At 75.6% G+C, this 16,944-nt stretch carries 11 protein-coding genes; 8 read left to right on the top strand and 3 right to left on the bottom strand.

The window, feature by feature from the left end:
• The first annotated feature begins 65 nt into the window (after nt 1–65).
• From IEX22_RS06775 to IEX22_RS06755, 5 genes are all read left to right on the top strand, one after another.
• Nucleotides 66–1,091, top strand: coding sequence for a DMT family transporter (locus IEX22_RS06775; RefSeq protein ID WP_188667567.1), 1,026 nt, complete (start codon nt 66–68; stop codon nt 1,089–1,091).
• Nucleotides 1,084–1,515 (top strand): MGMT family protein, encoded by a 432-nt coding sequence (locus IEX22_RS06770; RefSeq protein WP_188667566.1) that lies wholly within the window; start codon nt 1,084–1,086, stop codon nt 1,513–1,515. Before IEX22_RS06775 ends, IEX22_RS06770 begins: the two co-directional genes overlap by 8 nt.
• Nucleotides 1,512–4,805, top strand: coding sequence for an ATP-dependent helicase (locus IEX22_RS06765; RefSeq protein ID WP_188667565.1), 3,294 nt, complete (start codon nt 1,512–1,514; stop codon nt 4,803–4,805). The genes IEX22_RS06770 and IEX22_RS06765 overlap by 4 nt, the downstream gene beginning before the upstream one ends.
• Nucleotides 4,802–8,239, top strand: a complete 3,438-nt coding sequence (locus tag IEX22_RS06760) for an ATP-dependent helicase (RefSeq protein ID WP_188667564.1) — start codon at nt 4,802–4,804, stop codon at nt 8,237–8,239. Before IEX22_RS06765 ends, IEX22_RS06760 begins: the two co-directional genes overlap by 4 nt.
• Nucleotides 8,240–8,408: 169 nt before the next feature.
• Nucleotides 8,409–9,317 (top strand): dihydrodipicolinate synthase family protein, encoded by a 909-nt coding sequence (locus tag IEX22_RS06755; protein ID WP_188667563.1) that lies wholly within the window; start codon nt 8,409–8,411, stop codon nt 9,315–9,317.
• A gap of 171 nt (nt 9,318–9,488) precedes the next feature.
• Here IEX22_RS06755 and IEX22_RS06750 read toward each other — a convergent pair whose 3' ends face one another.
• Nucleotides 9,489–10,880, bottom strand: coding sequence for a phosphotransferase (locus IEX22_RS06750; RefSeq protein WP_188667562.1), 1,392 nt, complete (start codon nt 10,878–10,880; stop codon nt 9,489–9,491).
• A 132-nt stretch (nt 10,881–11,012) separates the two neighbouring features.
• Between IEX22_RS06750 and nudC the strand changes: the two genes are divergently transcribed.
• Both nudC and IEX22_RS06740 read left to right on the top strand, forming a co-directional pair.
• A complete protein-coding gene (nudC, locus tag IEX22_RS06745) occupies nt 11,013–12,044 on the top strand; it encodes an NAD(+) diphosphatase (protein ID WP_188667561.1) in 1,032 nt (343 codons plus the stop codon).
• A 41-nt stretch (nt 12,045–12,085) separates the two neighbouring features.
• The gene (locus IEX22_RS06740) at nt 12,086–14,221 is read left to right on the top strand and encodes an ATP-dependent DNA helicase UvrD2 (protein WP_188667600.1); all 2,136 of its coding nucleotides are present in this window, start codon (nt 12,086–12,088) and stop codon (nt 14,219–14,221) included.
• On the opposite strand, the gene IEX22_RS06735 is transcribed toward IEX22_RS06740, so the two are convergent.
• Nucleotides 14,182–15,330: a hypothetical protein gene (locus IEX22_RS06735; protein ID WP_188667560.1), complete on the bottom strand. Its 1,149-nt coding sequence runs from the start codon at nt 15,328–15,330 to the stop codon at nt 14,182–14,184. The genes IEX22_RS06740 and IEX22_RS06735 overlap by 40 nt on opposite strands.
• 135 nt (nt 15,331–15,465) lie before the next feature.
• On the opposite strand from IEX22_RS06735, the gene IEX22_RS06730 reads away from it, so the two are divergent.
• Nucleotides 15,466–16,065, top strand: coding sequence for a M48 metallopeptidase family protein (locus IEX22_RS06730; RefSeq protein ID WP_188667559.1), 600 nt, complete (start codon nt 15,466–15,468; stop codon nt 16,063–16,065).
• A gap of 21 nt (nt 16,066–16,086) precedes the next feature.
• On the opposite strand, the gene IEX22_RS06725 is transcribed toward IEX22_RS06730, so the two are convergent.
• The gene (locus IEX22_RS06725) at nt 16,087–16,926 is read right to left on the bottom strand and encodes an SDR family oxidoreductase (RefSeq protein WP_188667558.1); all 840 of its coding nucleotides are present in this window, start codon (nt 16,924–16,926) and stop codon (nt 16,087–16,089) included.
• Nucleotides 16,927–16,944 lie beyond the last annotated feature (18 nt).

Here is a 16,944-nt window from a genome sequence, read left to right as displayed (position 1 = left end):
CGGCGGGCCCCGACAGGACCGCGGGCGCGGCGGGTTCCGTCGGAGGCCGGTGGTGAGATGGAGGCATGACGAAGGCGACGACGGGCGGCACCGGATCCGGCGACACCTCGCCGAGCGCGGCCGGAGCGGGCAGCGCCGCGACCGGCGGCGGGGGGCTGCTCTGGGCCGCGATCGGGGTGACCGTGCTGCTGTGGGCCTCCGCGTTCGTCGGCATCCGCGCCGCCGCACACGACTTCAGTCCCGGCGCCCTGACCCTCGGGCGGGTCGCCGTCGGATCGGCGGCCCTCGCCGTGATCCACCTGGTGGTGCTCCGGCGCCGTGCGCGCCGCTCTCCGGTGGCGACGGGCGGGACGGGCCGAGCCCGGGTGCCCGGGCGGGTGCTGATGCTGGTGATCCTCTGGGGCGTGGCCTGGTTCGGGGTCTACAACGTGGCCCTCAACGCCGCCGAGCAACACGTCGATGCGGGGACCGCCTCGCTGCTCGTCAACCTCGCCCCGATGATCGTCGCCGTCCTGGCCGGGCTGGTCCTGGGCGAGGGGTTTCCGCGCCGCCTGATCGCCGGCATGCTGGTGGCGCTCGCCGGGGTGGCCGTCATCGCCGTCTCGACGTCGACCGGCCGGTTCGACCTCGTCGGGGTGCTGCTCGGCCTGCTCGCCGCGATCGTCTACGGCAGTGCCGCCACCCTGCAGAAGAGCCTGTTGCGCCGCATCGACGCCTCCACCATGACCGTGCTCGGCTGCGTCGCCGGCACCGTGGCGTGCCTGCCCTTCGCTTCCGACCTGGTGCGGGCGGTCGCCACCGCTCCGCTCTCCTCGGTGCTCGCCGTCGTCTACCTCGGGATCTTCCCGACGGCGATCGCGTTCACCACCTGGGGGTACGTGCTCTCCCGCGCGAGCGCCGGCCGGACGGCGGCGTCGACGTACGCCGTGCCCCCGGTCGTCGTGCTGCTGTCCTGGCTGGTGCTGCAGGAGGCGCCCCCGGCGGCCGCCCTGCTCGGCGGCGCCCTCGCGCTGGCCGGCGTCGCGGTGGCGACGTGGAAGCGGCGCGGTCGGTCCGGCCGTCGCCGGCGCCTACGCTGGTGGGGTGCGTGACGGGTACGAGAGCGCGGTGCTCCGCGTCGCCGCGGCGATCCCACCGGGCCGGGTGCTCAGCTACGGCGACATCGCGGACCTGCTCGAGGACATGGGGCCCCGCACGGTCGGCCGGGTGATGAGCCGGCACGGCGCCGACGTGCCCTGGTGGCGAGTGCTGCGGGCCGACGGGACCGTGTTCGGCCCGCTGCAGACCCGCGCCGCCGCCGAGTACGCCCGGGAGGGGACGCCGCTGGTCCCAGCCCGTGACGACGACCCCCCGCGGGTGCCGCGGGTGCGCATGCGCGAGGCACGCTGGCGGCCCACGCCCGACGAGCTCGCCCGCCTGGACGCCGCCCTGGCGGCGGCCGGCTGGTGGGACGAGGACCGCCCCGGGGAGCCCGGTCCGGTTCTGTCGGTGGCCGATGATGAGATGGAGGCATGAGCAGCGACGTGGTGGACCTGACCGGGATGGACCCCGTCGTGGCGTCCGGAGCGACGGCCGGATCCGGCGCAGGTGCCGGGCCCGGGCCCGACGCTCCCGCGTTGGACGCCGCCCAGCGCGCCATCGCGCACGCGGCCCCCGGCCACGGTGCCCTGCTCGTGCTCGGTGGCCCGGGCACCGGCAAGAGCACGGTGCTCGTCGAGCGGGCCGTCCACGCGGTCGACGACGGGGCCGACGCCGCCGGCCTGCTGCTGCTCGCCCCGTCCCGCCGCTCCGCCACCCGGCTCCGGGATGTCCTCACGGCCCGACTGGACCGCACCGTGGCGTCGTCCCCGGCGCGGTCCTGGCAGGCGTACGCCTTCGACCTGCTGCGCCGGGCCCGGGTGGAGAAGTACCTCGCGCTGCCCGCCCCGCCCCGGCTGCTCTCCGGCGCCGAACAGGACCAGATCATCGCGGACCTGCTCTCCGGGCACCGGGCCGGGATCGGGGCGCCGCTCGTATGGCCGGCCGACCTGAGCGAGGCCCTGGCCACCCGCGGGTTCCGGCAGGAGGTCCGGCAGCTCTTCGACCGGCTCACCGAGTACGGGCTGACCGACGAGGACCTCGCCCGGCTCGGCCGCGACCGCGACCGGGGGGACTGGGTGGCCGCCGCGCGCCTGTACCGCGAGTACCGGGACGTGCTCGACCTGCGCATGCCGGAGGCCTTCGACCCCGCCGGCATCATCACCGAGGCCCGGCGGGTGCTGCAGGAGAACCCCGCCTTCCTGGCCGCCGAGCGCGCCCGGCTCTCGCTCATCCTGGTGGACGACCTGCAGGAGGCGAATCCCGCCATCCACGAACTGCTGTACGTGATCGGCGCGGAGTCGGACATCGTGCTCACGGCCTCGGCGGAGTCCGTCGTCCAGGGCTTCCGCGGGGCCCGCCCGGACCTGCTCGGCGGTCTGGAGGATCATCTGCCCGGGCTGCGCACTCACACGCTGACCACGTCGTGGCGGCTCGGTGGGGCGACCGCCGCCGCGTGGCGCCGGGTGGCCGACCGGATCCCGGTCACCGGCGGCGCGACGAGCGGGCGCGTCCTGGACGTCCCCGCCGCCGAGTCCGGCCCCGAGCCCGGTGCGCCGGTCGTCGACGCCGTCGAGGCGCACGTCGTCGCCTCCGGGCTGCACGAGGCCCGGTTCCTGGCCCAGCGCCTCCTCGAGGGGCACCTGCGCGAGCAGCGGCCGTGGGCGTCGATGGCCGTGATCGTCCGGACCGGATCCCTGCTCACCTCCCTGGCCCGGGCCCTGACCCAGCAGGGGGTGCCCGTGCGACTGCCCGCGGCCGAGCGGCCGGTCCGGGACGAAGTGGCCGTCGCCGCGCTGCTCGACCTGTACGCCGTCAGCCTCGGCCGGATCCCGCTCACCGCGGAGTTGGCCGTCGCCCTGCTCACCTCCCGGTTCGGTGGCGCCTCGGCCCTGGGCCTGCGCCGCCTGCGGCAGCAGCTGCGTGCCCTCGAACTGGAGGCCGGGGGCGGGCGCGCGAGCGACGAGCTGCTTGTCGAATCCCTGCAGGTGCCCGGCGCGCTCACCGGACTCACTCGCGACGCGCAGCCCGCCCGGTCGATCGCCGGCATGCTCGCCGCCGGCACCGCGGCGGCCGGCCAGGACGGGGCCACGCCCGAGACGGTGCTGTGGGCCCTGTGGGAGGCGTCCGGTGCCGAGCGCCGTTGGGTCCGCGAGGCCCTCGCCGGCGGTCCCGCGGGCGAACGCGCCGACCGGGACCTGGACGCCATGATGGCCCTGTTCCAGACCGCCGAACGCTACGTCGACCAGCTCCCCGGCGCCTCCCCGGCCCAGTTCCTCGACTACGTGGCCGGGCAGGAGGTGCCGATGGACACGCTCGCGGACCGCGCACCGACCGGCGACGCCGTCGAGCTGCTCACCCCGGCCTCGGCGGCCGGCCGCGAGTGGGACGTCGTCGTCGTCGCCGGCCTGCAGGACGGGGTGTGGCCCAACCCGCGGCTGCGCGGCGAGCTGCTCGGCTCCACCGAGCTCGTCGACATCCTCGACCTGGGTGCGGACGTCGCCGGCCAGCGGGATGTGCAGGCCCGGCTGCGGCAGGTTCGCCACGACGAACTGCGCAGCTTCTCCGTCGCGGTCTCCCGGGCCCGGCAACGGCTGATCTGCGTGGGCGTCGACGCGGAGGACGAGCAGCCCTCCGCGTTCCTCGACCTCGTCGATCCGTGGCCCGACCCCACGCAGGCGCGGCCGCACACGACGGTCAGTCGTCCGGTCACCCTGCGGGCGCTGGTCGCCGAGCTGCGGCAGTTCGCCCAGTCCGAGGACCCGGCGGAGCGGGCCGCGGCCGTCACCCAGCTCGCCCGGCTCGCCGCCGTCGGCGCACTCGGAACGGCCACCGGCTCGGCCACCGGCTCGACCGGGACCGTGTCCGTGCCCGGAGCGCACCCGGACACCTGGTGGGGACTGCTGCCGCTGAGCACCGACGCCCCGATCGTGGGGGCCGAGGAGACCGTGACGGTGTCCCCGTCCCGGATCACCGCCGTCCAGGACTCCCCACTGAACTGGTTCGTCCAGACCGCCGGGGGGCAGGAGGCCACCGACCTGGCCCGCAGCCTCGGCACCCTCGTGCACCGGATCGCCGAGCGGCTGCCGGCGGGCTCCCGGGCGGACCTCGGCGCCGAGCTGTCCCGGTTGTGGGCGCAGCTGTCCCTGCCCGACACGTGGGAGACGGACAAGGAGTTCGAGCGGGCCCGCACCATGGTCGACCGGTTCGCCGACTACGTCACCGTCAGCCGCACCGACGGGCGCACGCTTCTGCACGTGGAGAAGGACTTCGAGGTCGAGCTGGCGCCCGTCGACGGGGCCGCCGGACAGGGGCCGGTCCGGGCCGTGCTCCGTGGGCAGGTCGACCGGCTGGAGGTCGACGGCGAGGGCCGCCTGTTCATCGCCGACCTGAAGACCGGCAAGCACAAACCGAAGAAGGACGACATGCCCACCCATCCGCAGCTGGGCGCCTACCAGGTGGCCGTCGCCGCCGGCGGGTTCGGCGACGGCGACCGCCCCGGCGGTGCTGCCCTGATCAACCTCGGCACGGGAGAGAAGTCGGTGAGCGTGCAGGACCAGGAACCCCTCGCCGACGGAGACCCGTGGGCCATCGACCTCGTCCGTTCGGCGGCGAGCACGATGACCGGCGCGACGTTCGAGGCCCGGCACCAGCCCGGGGAGCGGCCGCACTGTACCCTTCCCGCCGTGTGTCCGCTCTGCGCGCCCGGACGGCAGGTCACCGAATGAGCGCGGACACGCGGCAGTCGCCCGCCGAACGCGCGGTGATCACCCCGGACCGGCTGGCGGAGGCGCTCGGCAGCCCCCCGCCCACCCCCGAACAGGCCGCCGTCATCGCCGCCCCGCTCGAGCCGCTGCTCGTGGTCGCCGGCGCCGGGTCCGGCAAGACGGCCACGATGTCCCAGCGCATCACCTGGCTGGTGGCCAACGGCCTCGTCTCCCCGGACCAGATCCTCGGCGTCACCTTCACCCGCAAGGCCGCCGGCGAACTGGCCACGCGCGTCGGCTCGGCGCTGCGCCGGCTGCGGGCGGCGGGACTGTTGCCCGCAGCCGCGGAGGCCGACGGCGCGGCCGTGCTGGACCCGCAGATCAGCACCTACCACTCCTACGCCGCGTCGATCGTCCAGGACCACGGCCTGCGCCTGGGTGTCGAGCGGGATGCCGTGGTCATCGGACAGGCTCAGGCCTGGCAGCTGGCGAGCCAGGTCGTGGAGGCCTACGACGGGGAGCACCGGCACTTCGTCAGCGCGAAGAGCCGGCTCATCGCCGGGGTGCTGCAGATGTCCTCCGAGTGCGCCGAACACCTCCGGGAACCCGCCGACGTCGAGGCGTGGCTGACGGAGAACGTCGCCCGGCTGGCGCCGCTGCCCTACGTCGCCGGGAAGAACACCCGCACCGCCGACACCGCGACGAAGGCCCTGGACCGGCTGCGCACGCTCGCCACCATCGCCGGCCTGGTCGCGAAGTACGACGAAGCGAAGCGCCGCCGTGGGGTGCTGGACTACGGCGACCTCGTGCACATCGCGGCGCGGATCGCGCAGAAGGTCCCCGCGGTGCGGGCCGCCGAGCGGGCCCGGTACCCCGTCGTCGTGCTCGACGAGTTCCAGGACACCTCCCACGCCCAGGCGTCCCTGTTCCGCACCCTCTTCGGCGACGGGCACCCCGTGACCGCGGTCGGTGACCCCAAGCAGTCCATCTACGGCTTCCGCGGGGCGTCGGCCGGGCAGCTGCACGCCTTCGGCCACGACTTCCCGCGCCTCGGTCCCGACGGGTCCGTCGAACGCGCCCCCACCCGGTACCTCACCACCGCCTGGCGCAACGACGAGCACATCCTCGACGCGGCGAACCTGGTCTCCGCCCCGCTCTCCGGCGGCGACGGCGGGTCCGGTGAGGCGAGTGCCGCGAACGCGGTGCCGCCCCTGCGCGCCCGGCCCGGCGCCGGCCCCGGCCGGGTGCTCATCGAACAGCACGCCACGACGGATGACGAGGCGGCGGCCATCGTCGACCACGTCATCGCCCTGCGCCCCGACCTGACACCCGCCGCCCGGGCGGCGGCCGGGCCCGCCGGACCCGGGACGACGGGATCCCCGGAGGAGCCACCGTCGACGGCGGTGCTGTGCCGCACCCGCGCCCAGATCGAACCGATCCGGCGCGCCCTCACCGATCGCGGCATCCCCGTCGAGGTGGTCGGTCTCGGCGGCCTGCTGGACACTCCCGAGATCGTCGACGTGGTCAGCACCCTGCAGGTGCTCGCCGACCCGGGCCGCTCGGACGCCCTCATGCGGCTGATGGTCGGCGCCCGGTGGCGGATCGGTCCCCGCGATCTGATGGCCCTGCGCGACTGGTCACGCGTCCTCGCCTCCCGCCGTGAGCGGGCCCTGCGGCAGCGGGAAGAGCTCGACGCGAGCACGCCGGGCACCGCCGGGGAGTCCGGCCCGGTCGAGTCGGACACCGTCGACGCCGCGAGCCTGGTCGAGGCCGTCGACTGGCTGCCGGACCCGGGGTGGGAATCGGCGCACGGCCGCTCCCTCTCGCCCGCCGGTCGCGACCGGCTCGCCCGCCTCGCCGCGGAACTGCGCGACCTGCGCAGCTACCTCGGTGACGAGCTGACCACCCTGATCACCCAGGTGGAACGCGCCATGCTGCTGGACATCGAGGTCACCGCACGACCCGGCGTCAGCATCCACCAGGCCCGCGGCAACCTGGACGCCTTCGCCGACGCCGCGGCGTCGTTCCTCGCCGGCAGTCCCCGGATCGACGTCGTCGCGTTCCTCGGCTGGCTGGAGGCGGCGAAGGACGAGGAGAACGGCCTGGAGACCGCCCAGCCGGACGTGCGCAGCGACGCCGTTCAGCTGCTCACCGCGCACGCCGCCAAGGGCCTGGAGTGGGACGCCGTGATCGTGCCCGGGATGAGCGTGGGCGTGTTCCCGTCGGACAAGCGAACCCGCTGGTCCATGGACAGGCTCGCCCTGCCATGGCCGTTGCGCGGCGACCACGCCCACCTGCCGCAGTGGGATCTCGACCAGCCGGACCTGAAGAGCCTCGTCGACGCGGAGAAGGACTATGCGGCCCGGGCCGGCGAGCACGCCGAACTCGAGGAGCGCCGTCTCGCGTACGTCGCCATCACCCGGGCCCGCCGCGACCTGATCCTCACGTCCGCGCGGTGGCGCGGCGGCAACAAGAACCCGTCCGCCCTCTCCCCGTTCCTCGCCGAACTCGAGGCGCTGACGGAAGGGGAGGACCCCGCCGTCGTCCGCGGCACCTGGGTCGACGACGCCGGGACCGCCAACCCGCACGCCGACCGGCCCGAGACGGCCCGGTGGCCCTACGACCCGCTCGACTCCCCGGTGGACGCCGAGGGCCGCCGGCTGCGTCCCGGCACCAGCCGCCGTCCTGCCCTGCAGCGCGCGGCCGACGAGGTGCTCGAGGTGCTGGCCGGTGCGTCGGGCACGGTCCCTCCCCGCCGGGAGGAGGCCCCGCCAGGGAGCGCCCGGTGGGAGCAGGAGACTACCGTGCTCCTGGAACGGTTCCTCACCCCGCCGAACACCGCGCAGGCCCAGCCGCCGACGCACATCTCCGCGTCCACGCTGGTCGACCTGGATGACGACGCGGCCGGTGTGCTCGCCCGGTTGCGCCGGCCCGTCCCGCGCCGGCCGTCCCCGGCCGCGCGCAAGGGAACCGCCTTCCACGCCTGGGTGGAGGAGTGGTACGGCGAGCCGGGGATGCTCGACCTCGGGGACGTCCCCGGCCAGGCCGACGCCCACGTCGACGCCGGCCACGACCTGCCCGGCATGATCGCCGCGTTCCAGGCGTCCCGCTTCGCGTCGATGATCCCGGCCGCCGTCGAGGCGCCCGTGGAGACGCGGGTCGGCTCCGTCGTCGTGCGCGGGCGGATCGACGCGGTGTTCCGCGACGTCACCGGGCACTGGGACCTGATCGACTGGAAGACCGGCCAGGTCCCCACCGGCCGGGACCTGGCGAACAAGGCGGTGCAGCTGGCCCTGTACCGGCTGGCCTGGTCGCGGCTGCACGACGTGCCGCTCGCCGACGTGGACGCGGCGTTCTTCTACGTCTCCCACGGCCGTGAGGTGCGCCTGCCCGTGCTGGCGGACGAGGCCGCCCTGGAGCGGATCGTGGCGGCGGCGTTCCCGGCCGCGGGCTGACGCCCGGCCAGCCGGTCGGCCGGGCACGCGCGAACCCGGGCGCTCGCACAGGGCCCCCGGCGCCGCGTGATGCCACCGCACGAGGTGGTGGCGGTCGGCCCGGGCTACGGTCGAGGGGTCGCCTCCTCCGGGGTGACCGGCAACCCCGTCACGGAAGGACCTGACCGCGATGTTCACGGGCCTGAGCGCGTTCCCCCTCACCCCGCTGCGTCGTGACGGTCGCGGTGGCGAGACCGTGGACGACGCGGCGTTCGTGCGCCTGATCGACCGCCTGACGGCGGCGCGGGTCGACTCCATCACCGCCCTCGGGTCGACCGGCTCCGCCGCCTACCTCGATGCCGCGGAGCGCGCCCACGTCGCCCGGCTGGCCGTCGACCACGCCGGGGACGTCCCGGTCGTCGTGGGCATCGGTGCGCTGCGGACGGCGCACGCCGTCGCGCACGCGGAGGCGGCGCAGCGGGCCGGTGCCGCGGGACTGCTGCTGGCGCCGCTGACGTACCAACCGCTCACCGACGACGAGGTGGTGGGGCTGTATCGGGACGTCACGGCGGCGACGGCCCTGCCGGTGATCGTCTACGACAACCCGACGACCACCCGCGTCACCTTCTCGCTCGACCTCTACGCCCGGATCGGCGCGCTGCCAGGCATCGCCTCGATCAAGATCCCCGGCGTGCCCGAGGACCCCGACCGGGCCCGTGACCACGTGCGGGCGATCCGCTCGGTCCTGCCGGAGCACGTGACGATCGGCGTCTCGGGGGACGCGCGCGCCGCGGCCGGCCTCACCGCGGGGTGCGACGCCTGGTACTCCGTGCTCGCCGGCACCCTGCCCGTCCCGGCCCGGCGGATCACCGACGCCGTGCGGCAGGGCCGGCCGGAGGAGGCAACGGCCGAATCGGCGCGGCTGCAGCCGCTGTGGGCGTTGTTCGCCGCGTACGGCAGTATCCGGGTGATCGCCGCGGTCGCCGAGCACCTGGGGCTGGCACCGGTCGACTGCCTACCGCTGCCGCTCCGGGGGCTGACGGCGGATCAGCGTGCCGACCTGGCGCGGGTGGTCGAGCAGCTCGTTCTCGCGGGGTGACCCGGGCGGCGCCTGCGAGCGGCGGCCGGCCCCGACGCCGGCGGCCCGGCGCCCGCGAGCGGGCCCGACGCCGCCGGGTCGGAGCCGGAGGGGTCGGAGCCGGATGGGCTGTCGGCGGGCGCGTAGGGGTGCCCGGTCCCGGGACACTCCGGTGAGGCAGGGGATCCGGTGTCAGTGCCGGTAGTCCTCCGGGTCCCGGACAGCCGTCGCACCGGCCAGCCGGGCCGCGGGGGAGGAGCCGCCGTCGGCCACGGTCGCCGGGTCCGCGCCGCGGTCGGCGGTGTCGGTGTTGGAGTCCGTGCCGTGGTCGGCCGTCCCCGTGACCGGGATGGACGGCGGTGCGGTGGGCATGGCGGGCGGCGCCACCGGCTCGGGCTCGGTGCCGGGGCGGGCGATGACGGGGTGCCGGGTGGTCACCGCGTCGGGTTCGGTCACCCGCGTCGCCGCCGTCGGCCGCGGTGTGCCGGCGTCCGCGGTGGCCGCTGAGGGGCTGACCGCGGTGGCGCCGGTCGACATCACGCCGTCGGGTGTGTCGCCCGCCGGGTCGCCTGCCGCCGGGTGGGCGAACACCTCCGGGGTGCTCCCCGGCGCGGCCGCCGCCTGCTCGTCGGGAACCTCGGTGACCTCGGGCGGCGGGCTGGTCAGCTCCCAGCCGCCGGTGCGCTCGACGTCGCGGTCGAGCTCGTCCAGCATGTGCCGGGCCTCCGCGACCATGCCGGCATCATCCAGCGTCACCCCGCGCACCAGCCACTTGGCCAGCGCGAACTCGGCGGACAGGGCCGCGCGGTGCATCAGGTGCGGGTCCTCGGGCTCGGGCAGCGCCATCGAGTACGCCTCGAGGACGATCTCCACGAACGACTGGTCGTTGCAGGCCACCAGCCACGCGAAGTCGTCCGCGGGATCGCCGACGTGCAGGTCGGTCCAGCCGGACACCGCGGTCACCCGGTCGCCGTCGACCAGGACGTGGTCCTCGTGCAGGTCCCCGTGCACGACCGTCGGCGCGAACCGCCACAGGCTGACGTCCTCGAGGGCGTCCTCCCACCGGCGCAGCAACCGGGCGGGGATCCGGGCGGTGGAGGCCGCCTGGTCCAGTTCGTTCAGGCGCCGCTGCCGGAACTCGTTGGCCGCGTACGCGGGCAGTCCGGCGTCCTCGACCAGGTCGTGCGGCAGCCCGTGCACGGCGGCCAGGGCGCGGCCCACGGCCGGGGCGACACTGCGGGAGCGCACGTCGTCGATCCGCAGCCGGGCTCCGGGCAGGTGTGAGTACACGAACGTCGTCAGCGGACCCTGCCGGACGGTGCCGGCCACCGTGGGCAGCTCGAACGGCAGGTCGGCGCGGACGGCCGGGGTGAACGAGCGCAGCACGGTGAGCTCGTTCTCGAGTCGCAGGCTCGCCTCCGGGTGCTTGGGGGAGCGGACCCGCCAGGTGCGGTCGGCACCGTCCCGGATCAGCGCGGCGTCGAAGTCGGCCGCGTCGTCCGGCTCCGCCGCCACCGCACGCGCGGAGAGCAGCGGCACGGCAGCGCTCGCGATCGCCGCCAGTTGCTCAGGGGTACGTCTCACCCCTCCACCGTATGCCGGGTGGCCGGTGAGGCCCACGTGCACCGGCGGCGAGTCGCCGGGCGTGACCGAGATCCCGCCCCTCCGGGCTCCCGCGGCATGCGTTCTGTCGGGACGGCTGCGTACGGTAGAGAGATGACGACCAGCGATCCCTCCCCGACCCCGCCCGTGGCCCGTCCGGCGAGCGAGACCGCCCCCACCGTCAACGCCTCGCTGCTGCTCTCCCGGGCCGGGGTCGACCGGCGCGGCGAACGCCGGAGCGACCCGGACCTGTTCCGCACCCTCGCGTCGTCGCCCACCACCCGGTATCTGCCGCTGCGCGACGGGCAGGCCCCGATCCGCGACGGCCACCTCCTGCTGCTCGAGGACGCCCCCGCGAGCGACGGCACCCCACCGCTCTACCTCGGGGCCACCACCGCCGCCGGGCTCGTGCCCGCCGGCACCGACGTCGTGCTGGTCCAGGTGCCCGGCAGCGAGTCCGCCGGGCCGGCCGACGCCGGCGTCTACCAGGACGACCACGCCGGCGCGGTGGTCCCCGGAGCGCAGTGGCGTGGCCTGCGCGACGCCGCCGACGATCTGGACACCGTCGAGGCCGGGCTGTTCGTGGAATCCCTCGCGCTGCACCACTGGCACCGCGTGCACACCCACTGTCCGCGCTGCGGGGCCACCACCGAGGTGATCGAGGGCGGTTGGGTGCGGCGCTGCACCGCCGACGGCTCCCAGCACTTCCCGCGCACCGACCCGGCCATCATCTGCACCGTCATCGACGACGACGACCGGCTGCTGCTCGGCCGGTCCGCGCAGTGGCCCGCCAACCGGTTCTCCACGCTCGCCGGATTCGTCGAACCCGGCGAGTCCCTCGAGGCCGCCGTCGTGCGGGAGATCGGGGAGGAGGCCGGCATCGACGTCGACCGGCCCCGCTACCTCGGCTCCCAGCCGTGGCCCTTCCCGTGCTCCCTGATGCTCGGATTCACGGCCCACGCCACCGGCACCCGGGCCGTGCCGGACGGCGTCGAGATCCTCGACCTGCGATGGTTCACGCGCGACGAGCTGGCCGCCGCGGTCGGCGCCGGCGAGGTGCGGCTGCCCGGCACCGTCTCGATCGCCCGCCGGCTGATCGAGCACTGGTACGGCGAACCGCTGGCCGACCCGGAGGGCTCGTGGTGAGCGCGGTACCCCAGCACCCGGGGCCCGAGACACCGGAACCCATCGACACCGCGGCGACCATCCTCGCCGGGCTCGACGACGAACAGCGGCAGGTGGCCACCAGCCTGCAGGGTCCGGTGTGCGTGCTGGCCGGCGCCGGCACCGGCAAGACCCGCGCCATCACGCACCGCATCGCCCACGGGGTGCACACGGGTGCCTTCGCCCCCCAGCGCACCCTCGCCCTGACGTTCACCGCGCGCGCCGCCGCCGAGATGAGGACCCGGCTGCGCACGCTCGGCGTCCCGGCCGTGCAGGCCCGCACCTTCCACGCCGCCGCCCTGCGCCAGCTGCAGTTCTTCTGGCCGCAGGCCGTGGGCGGGCAGCTGCCCGGCCTGCTGGACCACAAGGCGAACCTGATCGCCGAGGCGGCCCGCCGCCTGCAGCTGACCACGGACCGGGCGAGCCTGCGCGACGTCGCCTCGGAGATCGAGTGGGCGAAGGTCAGCATGCTCACCCCGGACACCTACCTGGGCTCCGCGGCCGGCCGTGGCGAGCCCGGCGGCTTCTCCGCGACCACCATGACCCGCCTGTTCCAGTCCTACGAGGACGTCAAGGCGGACCGGAACGTCATCGACTTCGAAGACGTCCTGCTCATCACCGTCGGCATCCTGCAGGAGGACGCCAAGGTCGCCGCCACCGTTCGCGAGCAGTACCGGCATTTCGTCGTCGACGAGTACCAGGACGTCTCCCCGCTGCAGCAGCGCCTGCTCGACCTGTGGCTGGGCGGCCGGGACGACCTGTGCGTGGTCGGCGACGCCAGCCAGACCATCTACTCGTTCACCGGCGCCACGTCCCGGTTCCTGCTGCAGTTCCGCAGCCGCTACCCGAACGCGCAGGTGGTGGAGCTGATCCGCAACTACCGCTCCACCGAACCGGTCGTGTCCCTGGCCAACCGGCTGCTGACCGCCCGGCGCGGCGGGTCCGCCGGCGGGACGTGGAGCGAGCCCCTGCGGCTGGTCTCCCAACCCGGAGCGGGGCCGGACCCCCGATTCACCGAGTACCCGGACGACGAGGCGGAGGCCGCCGGCGTCGCGGCTCGGATCGGTGCGCTCATCGAGTCCGGGGTGCCGGCCAGCCAGATCGCCGTGTTGTTCCGGACCAACGGCCAGTCCCAGGCGTTCGAGCAGGCGCTCGCGGCGGCCTCGATCGGCTATCAGCTCCGCGGTGGCGAGCGGTTCTTCGCCCGGCGCGAGGTGCGCGAGGCGATCCTGCAGCTGCGGGCCGCGGCCCGCGCGGTCGAGGGCGCCCGCCCCGGACCCGAGGACGAGCCGGGTGAGCGAGACGGCGCGGACGTGCCCGCCACCGTCAAGGACGTGCTCTCCTCCCTCGGCTACCAGGACCAGGCGCCCAGCCAGGGCGGGGCCGTGCGGGAACGGTGGGAGTCCCTGGCCGCCCTCGTCTCGCTCGCCGGCGAACTGGCCGCCGAGCGCACGGCCCACGGGCAGCGGTTCGAGCTGGCCGATCTCGTCCGCGAGCTCGACGAACGGGCCGCCGCCCAGCACGCCCCCACGGTCGACGGCGTCACCCTCGCCTCCCTGCACTCCGCCAAGGGCCTGGAGTGGGACGCCGTCTTCCTCACCGGCCTGACCGAGGGGCTGATGCCCATCACGTTCGCCGAGGACCAGGCCGAGATCGACGAGGAACGCCGGCTGTTGTACGTCGGCATCACCCGCGCCCGGCGCCACCTCGACCTGAGCTGGTCGCTCGCCCGCAGCCCCGGCGGACGCGGGCACCGGACCGCGTCCCGGTTCCTCGACGGGCTCGCGCCCGCGGCCACCCGCTCCCGCGCGGCCGGCGCCGCCCGCACCCCGGCACCGCGGCGGAGGACGGCCGCGGTGCTGCACTGCCGGGTCTGCGGCACGGTGCTCACGACGGGCGCCGAGCGCAAGACCGGCCGATGCGCCACCTGCCCGCCCGGCTACGACGAGAAGGTGTTCGAGGCGCTGCGGACGTGGCGCAGCGAGACCGCGAAGCAGGGGTCCGTGCCGGCCTACGTCGTGTTCACCGACGCGACGCTGATGGCCATCGCCGAGCGGATGCCCGGCAGCGCCGAGGAACTGGCCGGCATCACCGGGGTGGGCCCGGCCAAGCTCGAGCGCTACGGGGAGGCCGTGCTGACGGTGCTGCGCACGCCCTGACCCCGCCGCGGGCGGGGGCCGCGGTCCGGGCCGGAAGAACGGGCCGCGCCGACGCCGTCGGCCGGGTCCGGGCCGACCGGTGCCCAGGCACACGGGCAGTCCGGGTGCGGCCGGCACGGCCGCCGGCTCACCCGGCCGTCGGCGATCCGCAGCACCAGCTCGGCCGACCAGCAGGCCGGCCGGTGCTCCCCGTCGAGCAGGGCGAGCGCCTGCTCCACCGCCAGCGCCGCGGTGACGGGCACGAACGACGTCGCCGCCGCCGGGCCGGCCGTCGCCGCGGCCGCCGCGAGCTGGGCACGGATCCGCGGCCACGCGGCGTCCGCGGCGGCCCGGTGCCGATCCTGACAGTCCAGGCAGGCCGTCACGCCCGGCACCACGAGCGGCCCGACGACATGGTCGTGTTCCCGCACGATCACCGGGAGCACGACGTCCCCGTCCGCGCCACCTCCCCGGGCCCGCGGGGGCAGCACGTCGATCGCGGTGACCACGATCAGGTCCGGCGCGCCGGCGGACTCCGGGACACCCGCGTCGACAGCCCGGTCGGCGACGCAGTCCAGGACGCCGTCCGGCGCCACCGCCCGCACCGTCTGCCGCAACGCCACCCGCCGGTCCACGCCCAGGTGGGCCAGGCCGGCGCCGCCGGGCCCGATCTCCGCGGCCGTGATCGGCGGACCGTCGTCCGCGACGAGCCGGCCGACGCCCGCGGCCGCCAGCCCGGTGAGCACGGCGGTCGCCAGGGCACCGGTGCCACGCACCCGCACGACGGCGGCGGACCGACGGGCGAGCACGGCCGAGGCGTCCCGCCGGTGCAGCGCCCGCAGCTGCGCCAGTTCCCCGGTCAGCCGATCGGCGCGCAGCCCGCCCGGTGCCTCGACCGAGGGCAGCAGCACGGGCTCGAGCGCGCCCACCAGCTCGGTCACCCGCCGCCGGTCGACGCGGTGGCGGTGGGCGAGCTCGGCCAGGCCCGCCGGGTCCCGGTCGATGCGCAGGCCCTCGACCACCGCGCAGTCGCTCCCGGTCAGCCCGTCGAGCAGCAGCCCGCCGTCGACGCCGATCTGCATGCAGGTCGCACTGCGGCGCACCACCCGCAGCCCCGGATTGATGTGCATCGTCCGCCCCCGGTCCGTTCCGCGACCACCCCGTCCGGCCGCCTGCCGGTCAGCCTGCCACAGCGGCGAACCCGGCCGCGCTGCTTGTCCACAGGTGCGCCGAGCACGGTCGGAGGTGCGGGATACGGTGGCTCGGTGACTCCACCGCACCACCCGTCCCCGAACCGCACGCCGGCGCCCACCCCCGGGCCGGCCGGTGAGCCCGCCGATCCCCCCGTCGAGGTGCGCCGGTCCGCGAAGCGGCGCCGGACCATCAGCGCGGTGTGGCGGGACGGGCGCATCGTGGTCTCGGTCCCGGCGTCGGGCACCCCCGCGCAGGAGCGCGCGTGGGTGGCGACCATGGTGGCGAGGCTGACCGCGCAGCGCGACCGGCAGGCCGCGGAGCACGGGCCGGGAGGCCTGGCCGCCCGGGCCGAGGCCCTGTCCGGCCGGTACCTCGGCGGCCGGGCCCGGCCGGTGTCCGTGCGCTGGGTCGCCAATCAGTCGACCCGCTGGGGGTCGGCGACCCCGAGCCGGGGCACGATCCGGCTGTCCACCCAGCTGCAGGGCATGCCGGACTGGGTAGTCGACTACGTCCTGCTGCACGAGCTGGCGCACCTGATCGAACCGGGGCACGGGCCGCGCTTCCAGGCGCTGCTGGCCGGCTACCCGCGGCTGGCGGAGGCCAGGGCGTTCCTCGAGGGCGCCTCGTTCGCCGCCCGGCGCGGGCTCACCGGTGAGCACGCCGAGGACTGACGCGGTACCCGGTCCGTCGGGTCAGTCCCGCCGGGCGGCCTGGCCGGTCCGCCCGGTGAAGTGGTCCATGGTCCGGTTGATGCCGAAGAAGTCCGTCACCTTGTCGACGAGGGGGACCGGCAGCAGCCGGATCCCCGGCATCACCGCGGCGAGCGGGGGCATGATCAGCTGCTCGCGGCCGCGTTCGATGGCCTCCACGGTGCGGCGGGCGACGTCGTCCTCCTTCAGGATCGGCAGGAGGCGCGGGAACCGGGTGGTGACGCCGGCGAACATGCCCGTGTCGACGTAGTAGGGGCACACGGTCAGGGTGCTCACCGGGTGCCCGTCGGAGCGCAGCTCGCTGCGCAGCGACTCGGTGAATCCGATCGCCGCCCACTTGCTGGCCGAGTAGTCGGTCTGCCGGGCCACGCCCACCAGGCCGGCGGCGCTCGCGATCGTCACGACGGTGCCACGACGGCGGTCGATCATCCCCGGCAGGAAGGCCCGGGTGACCCAGAAGAGGGCGAGGACGTTGACGTCGAACGTGCGCTCGATGGAGGTCTCGGGGGTGTCGAGCAAGCGGGATCCCGAGACGACGCCGGCGTTGTTGATCACGACGTCGACGCCCCCGATCTCCGCGATCACCGTGGCGGCCGCCGCCGTGACGGCGTCCCGGTCGGCGACGTCGACGGCGTGGTGCCCGGCGGTGCCGCCGGCCGCGGTGATCTCGGCGCACACGGACTCGGCGGCCGATGCGGACAGATCCCAGAGGATCACGTGGGCGCCGCGCCGCGCCGCCTCGATCGCCATCCGACGGCCGATGCCGGAGCCGCCGCCGGTGATGAGGACGCGGGCGCCGTCCAGGTGCTGGCCTCGAGCCATGGGGTCGCTCCTTCGGGA

It is taken from the genome of Tersicoccus solisilvae, assembly GCF_014643255.1.
Lineage (GTDB): Bacteria > Actinomycetota > Actinomycetes > Actinomycetales > Micrococcaceae > Tersicoccus > Tersicoccus solisilvae.
The sequence above is the reverse complement of the archived record's forward strand: the minus strand, read 5'-3'. Positions and strand labels throughout refer to the sequence as shown.

Bases quoted from the DNA above. Each gene is read 5' to 3' on its own strand.
- IEX22_RS06775 (WP_188667567.1), top strand. From the start codon at position 66: ATGACGAAGGCGACGACGGGCGGCACCGGATCCGGCGACACCTCGCCG.
- IEX22_RS06765 (WP_188667565.1), top strand. From the start codon at position 1,512: ATGAGCAGCGACGTGGTGGACCTGACCGGGATGGACCCCGTCGTGGCG.
- IEX22_RS06760 (WP_188667564.1), top strand. From the start codon at position 4,802: ATGAGCGCGGACACGCGGCAGTCGCCCGCCGAACGCGCGGTGATCACC.
- IEX22_RS06755 (WP_188667563.1), top strand. From the start codon at position 8,409: ATGTTCACGGGCCTGAGCGCGTTCCCCCTCACCCCGCTGCGTCGTGAC.
- nudC (WP_188667561.1), top strand. From the start codon at position 11,013: ATGACGACCAGCGATCCCTCCCCGACCCCGCCCGTGGCCCGTCCGGCG.
- IEX22_RS06735 (WP_188667560.1), bottom strand. From the start codon at position 15,330: ATGCACATCAATCCGGGGCTGCGGGTGGTGCGCCGCAGTGCGACCTGC.
- IEX22_RS06725 (WP_188667558.1), bottom strand. From the start codon at position 16,926: ATGGCTCGAGGCCAGCACCTGGACGGCGCCCGCGTCCTCATCACCGGC.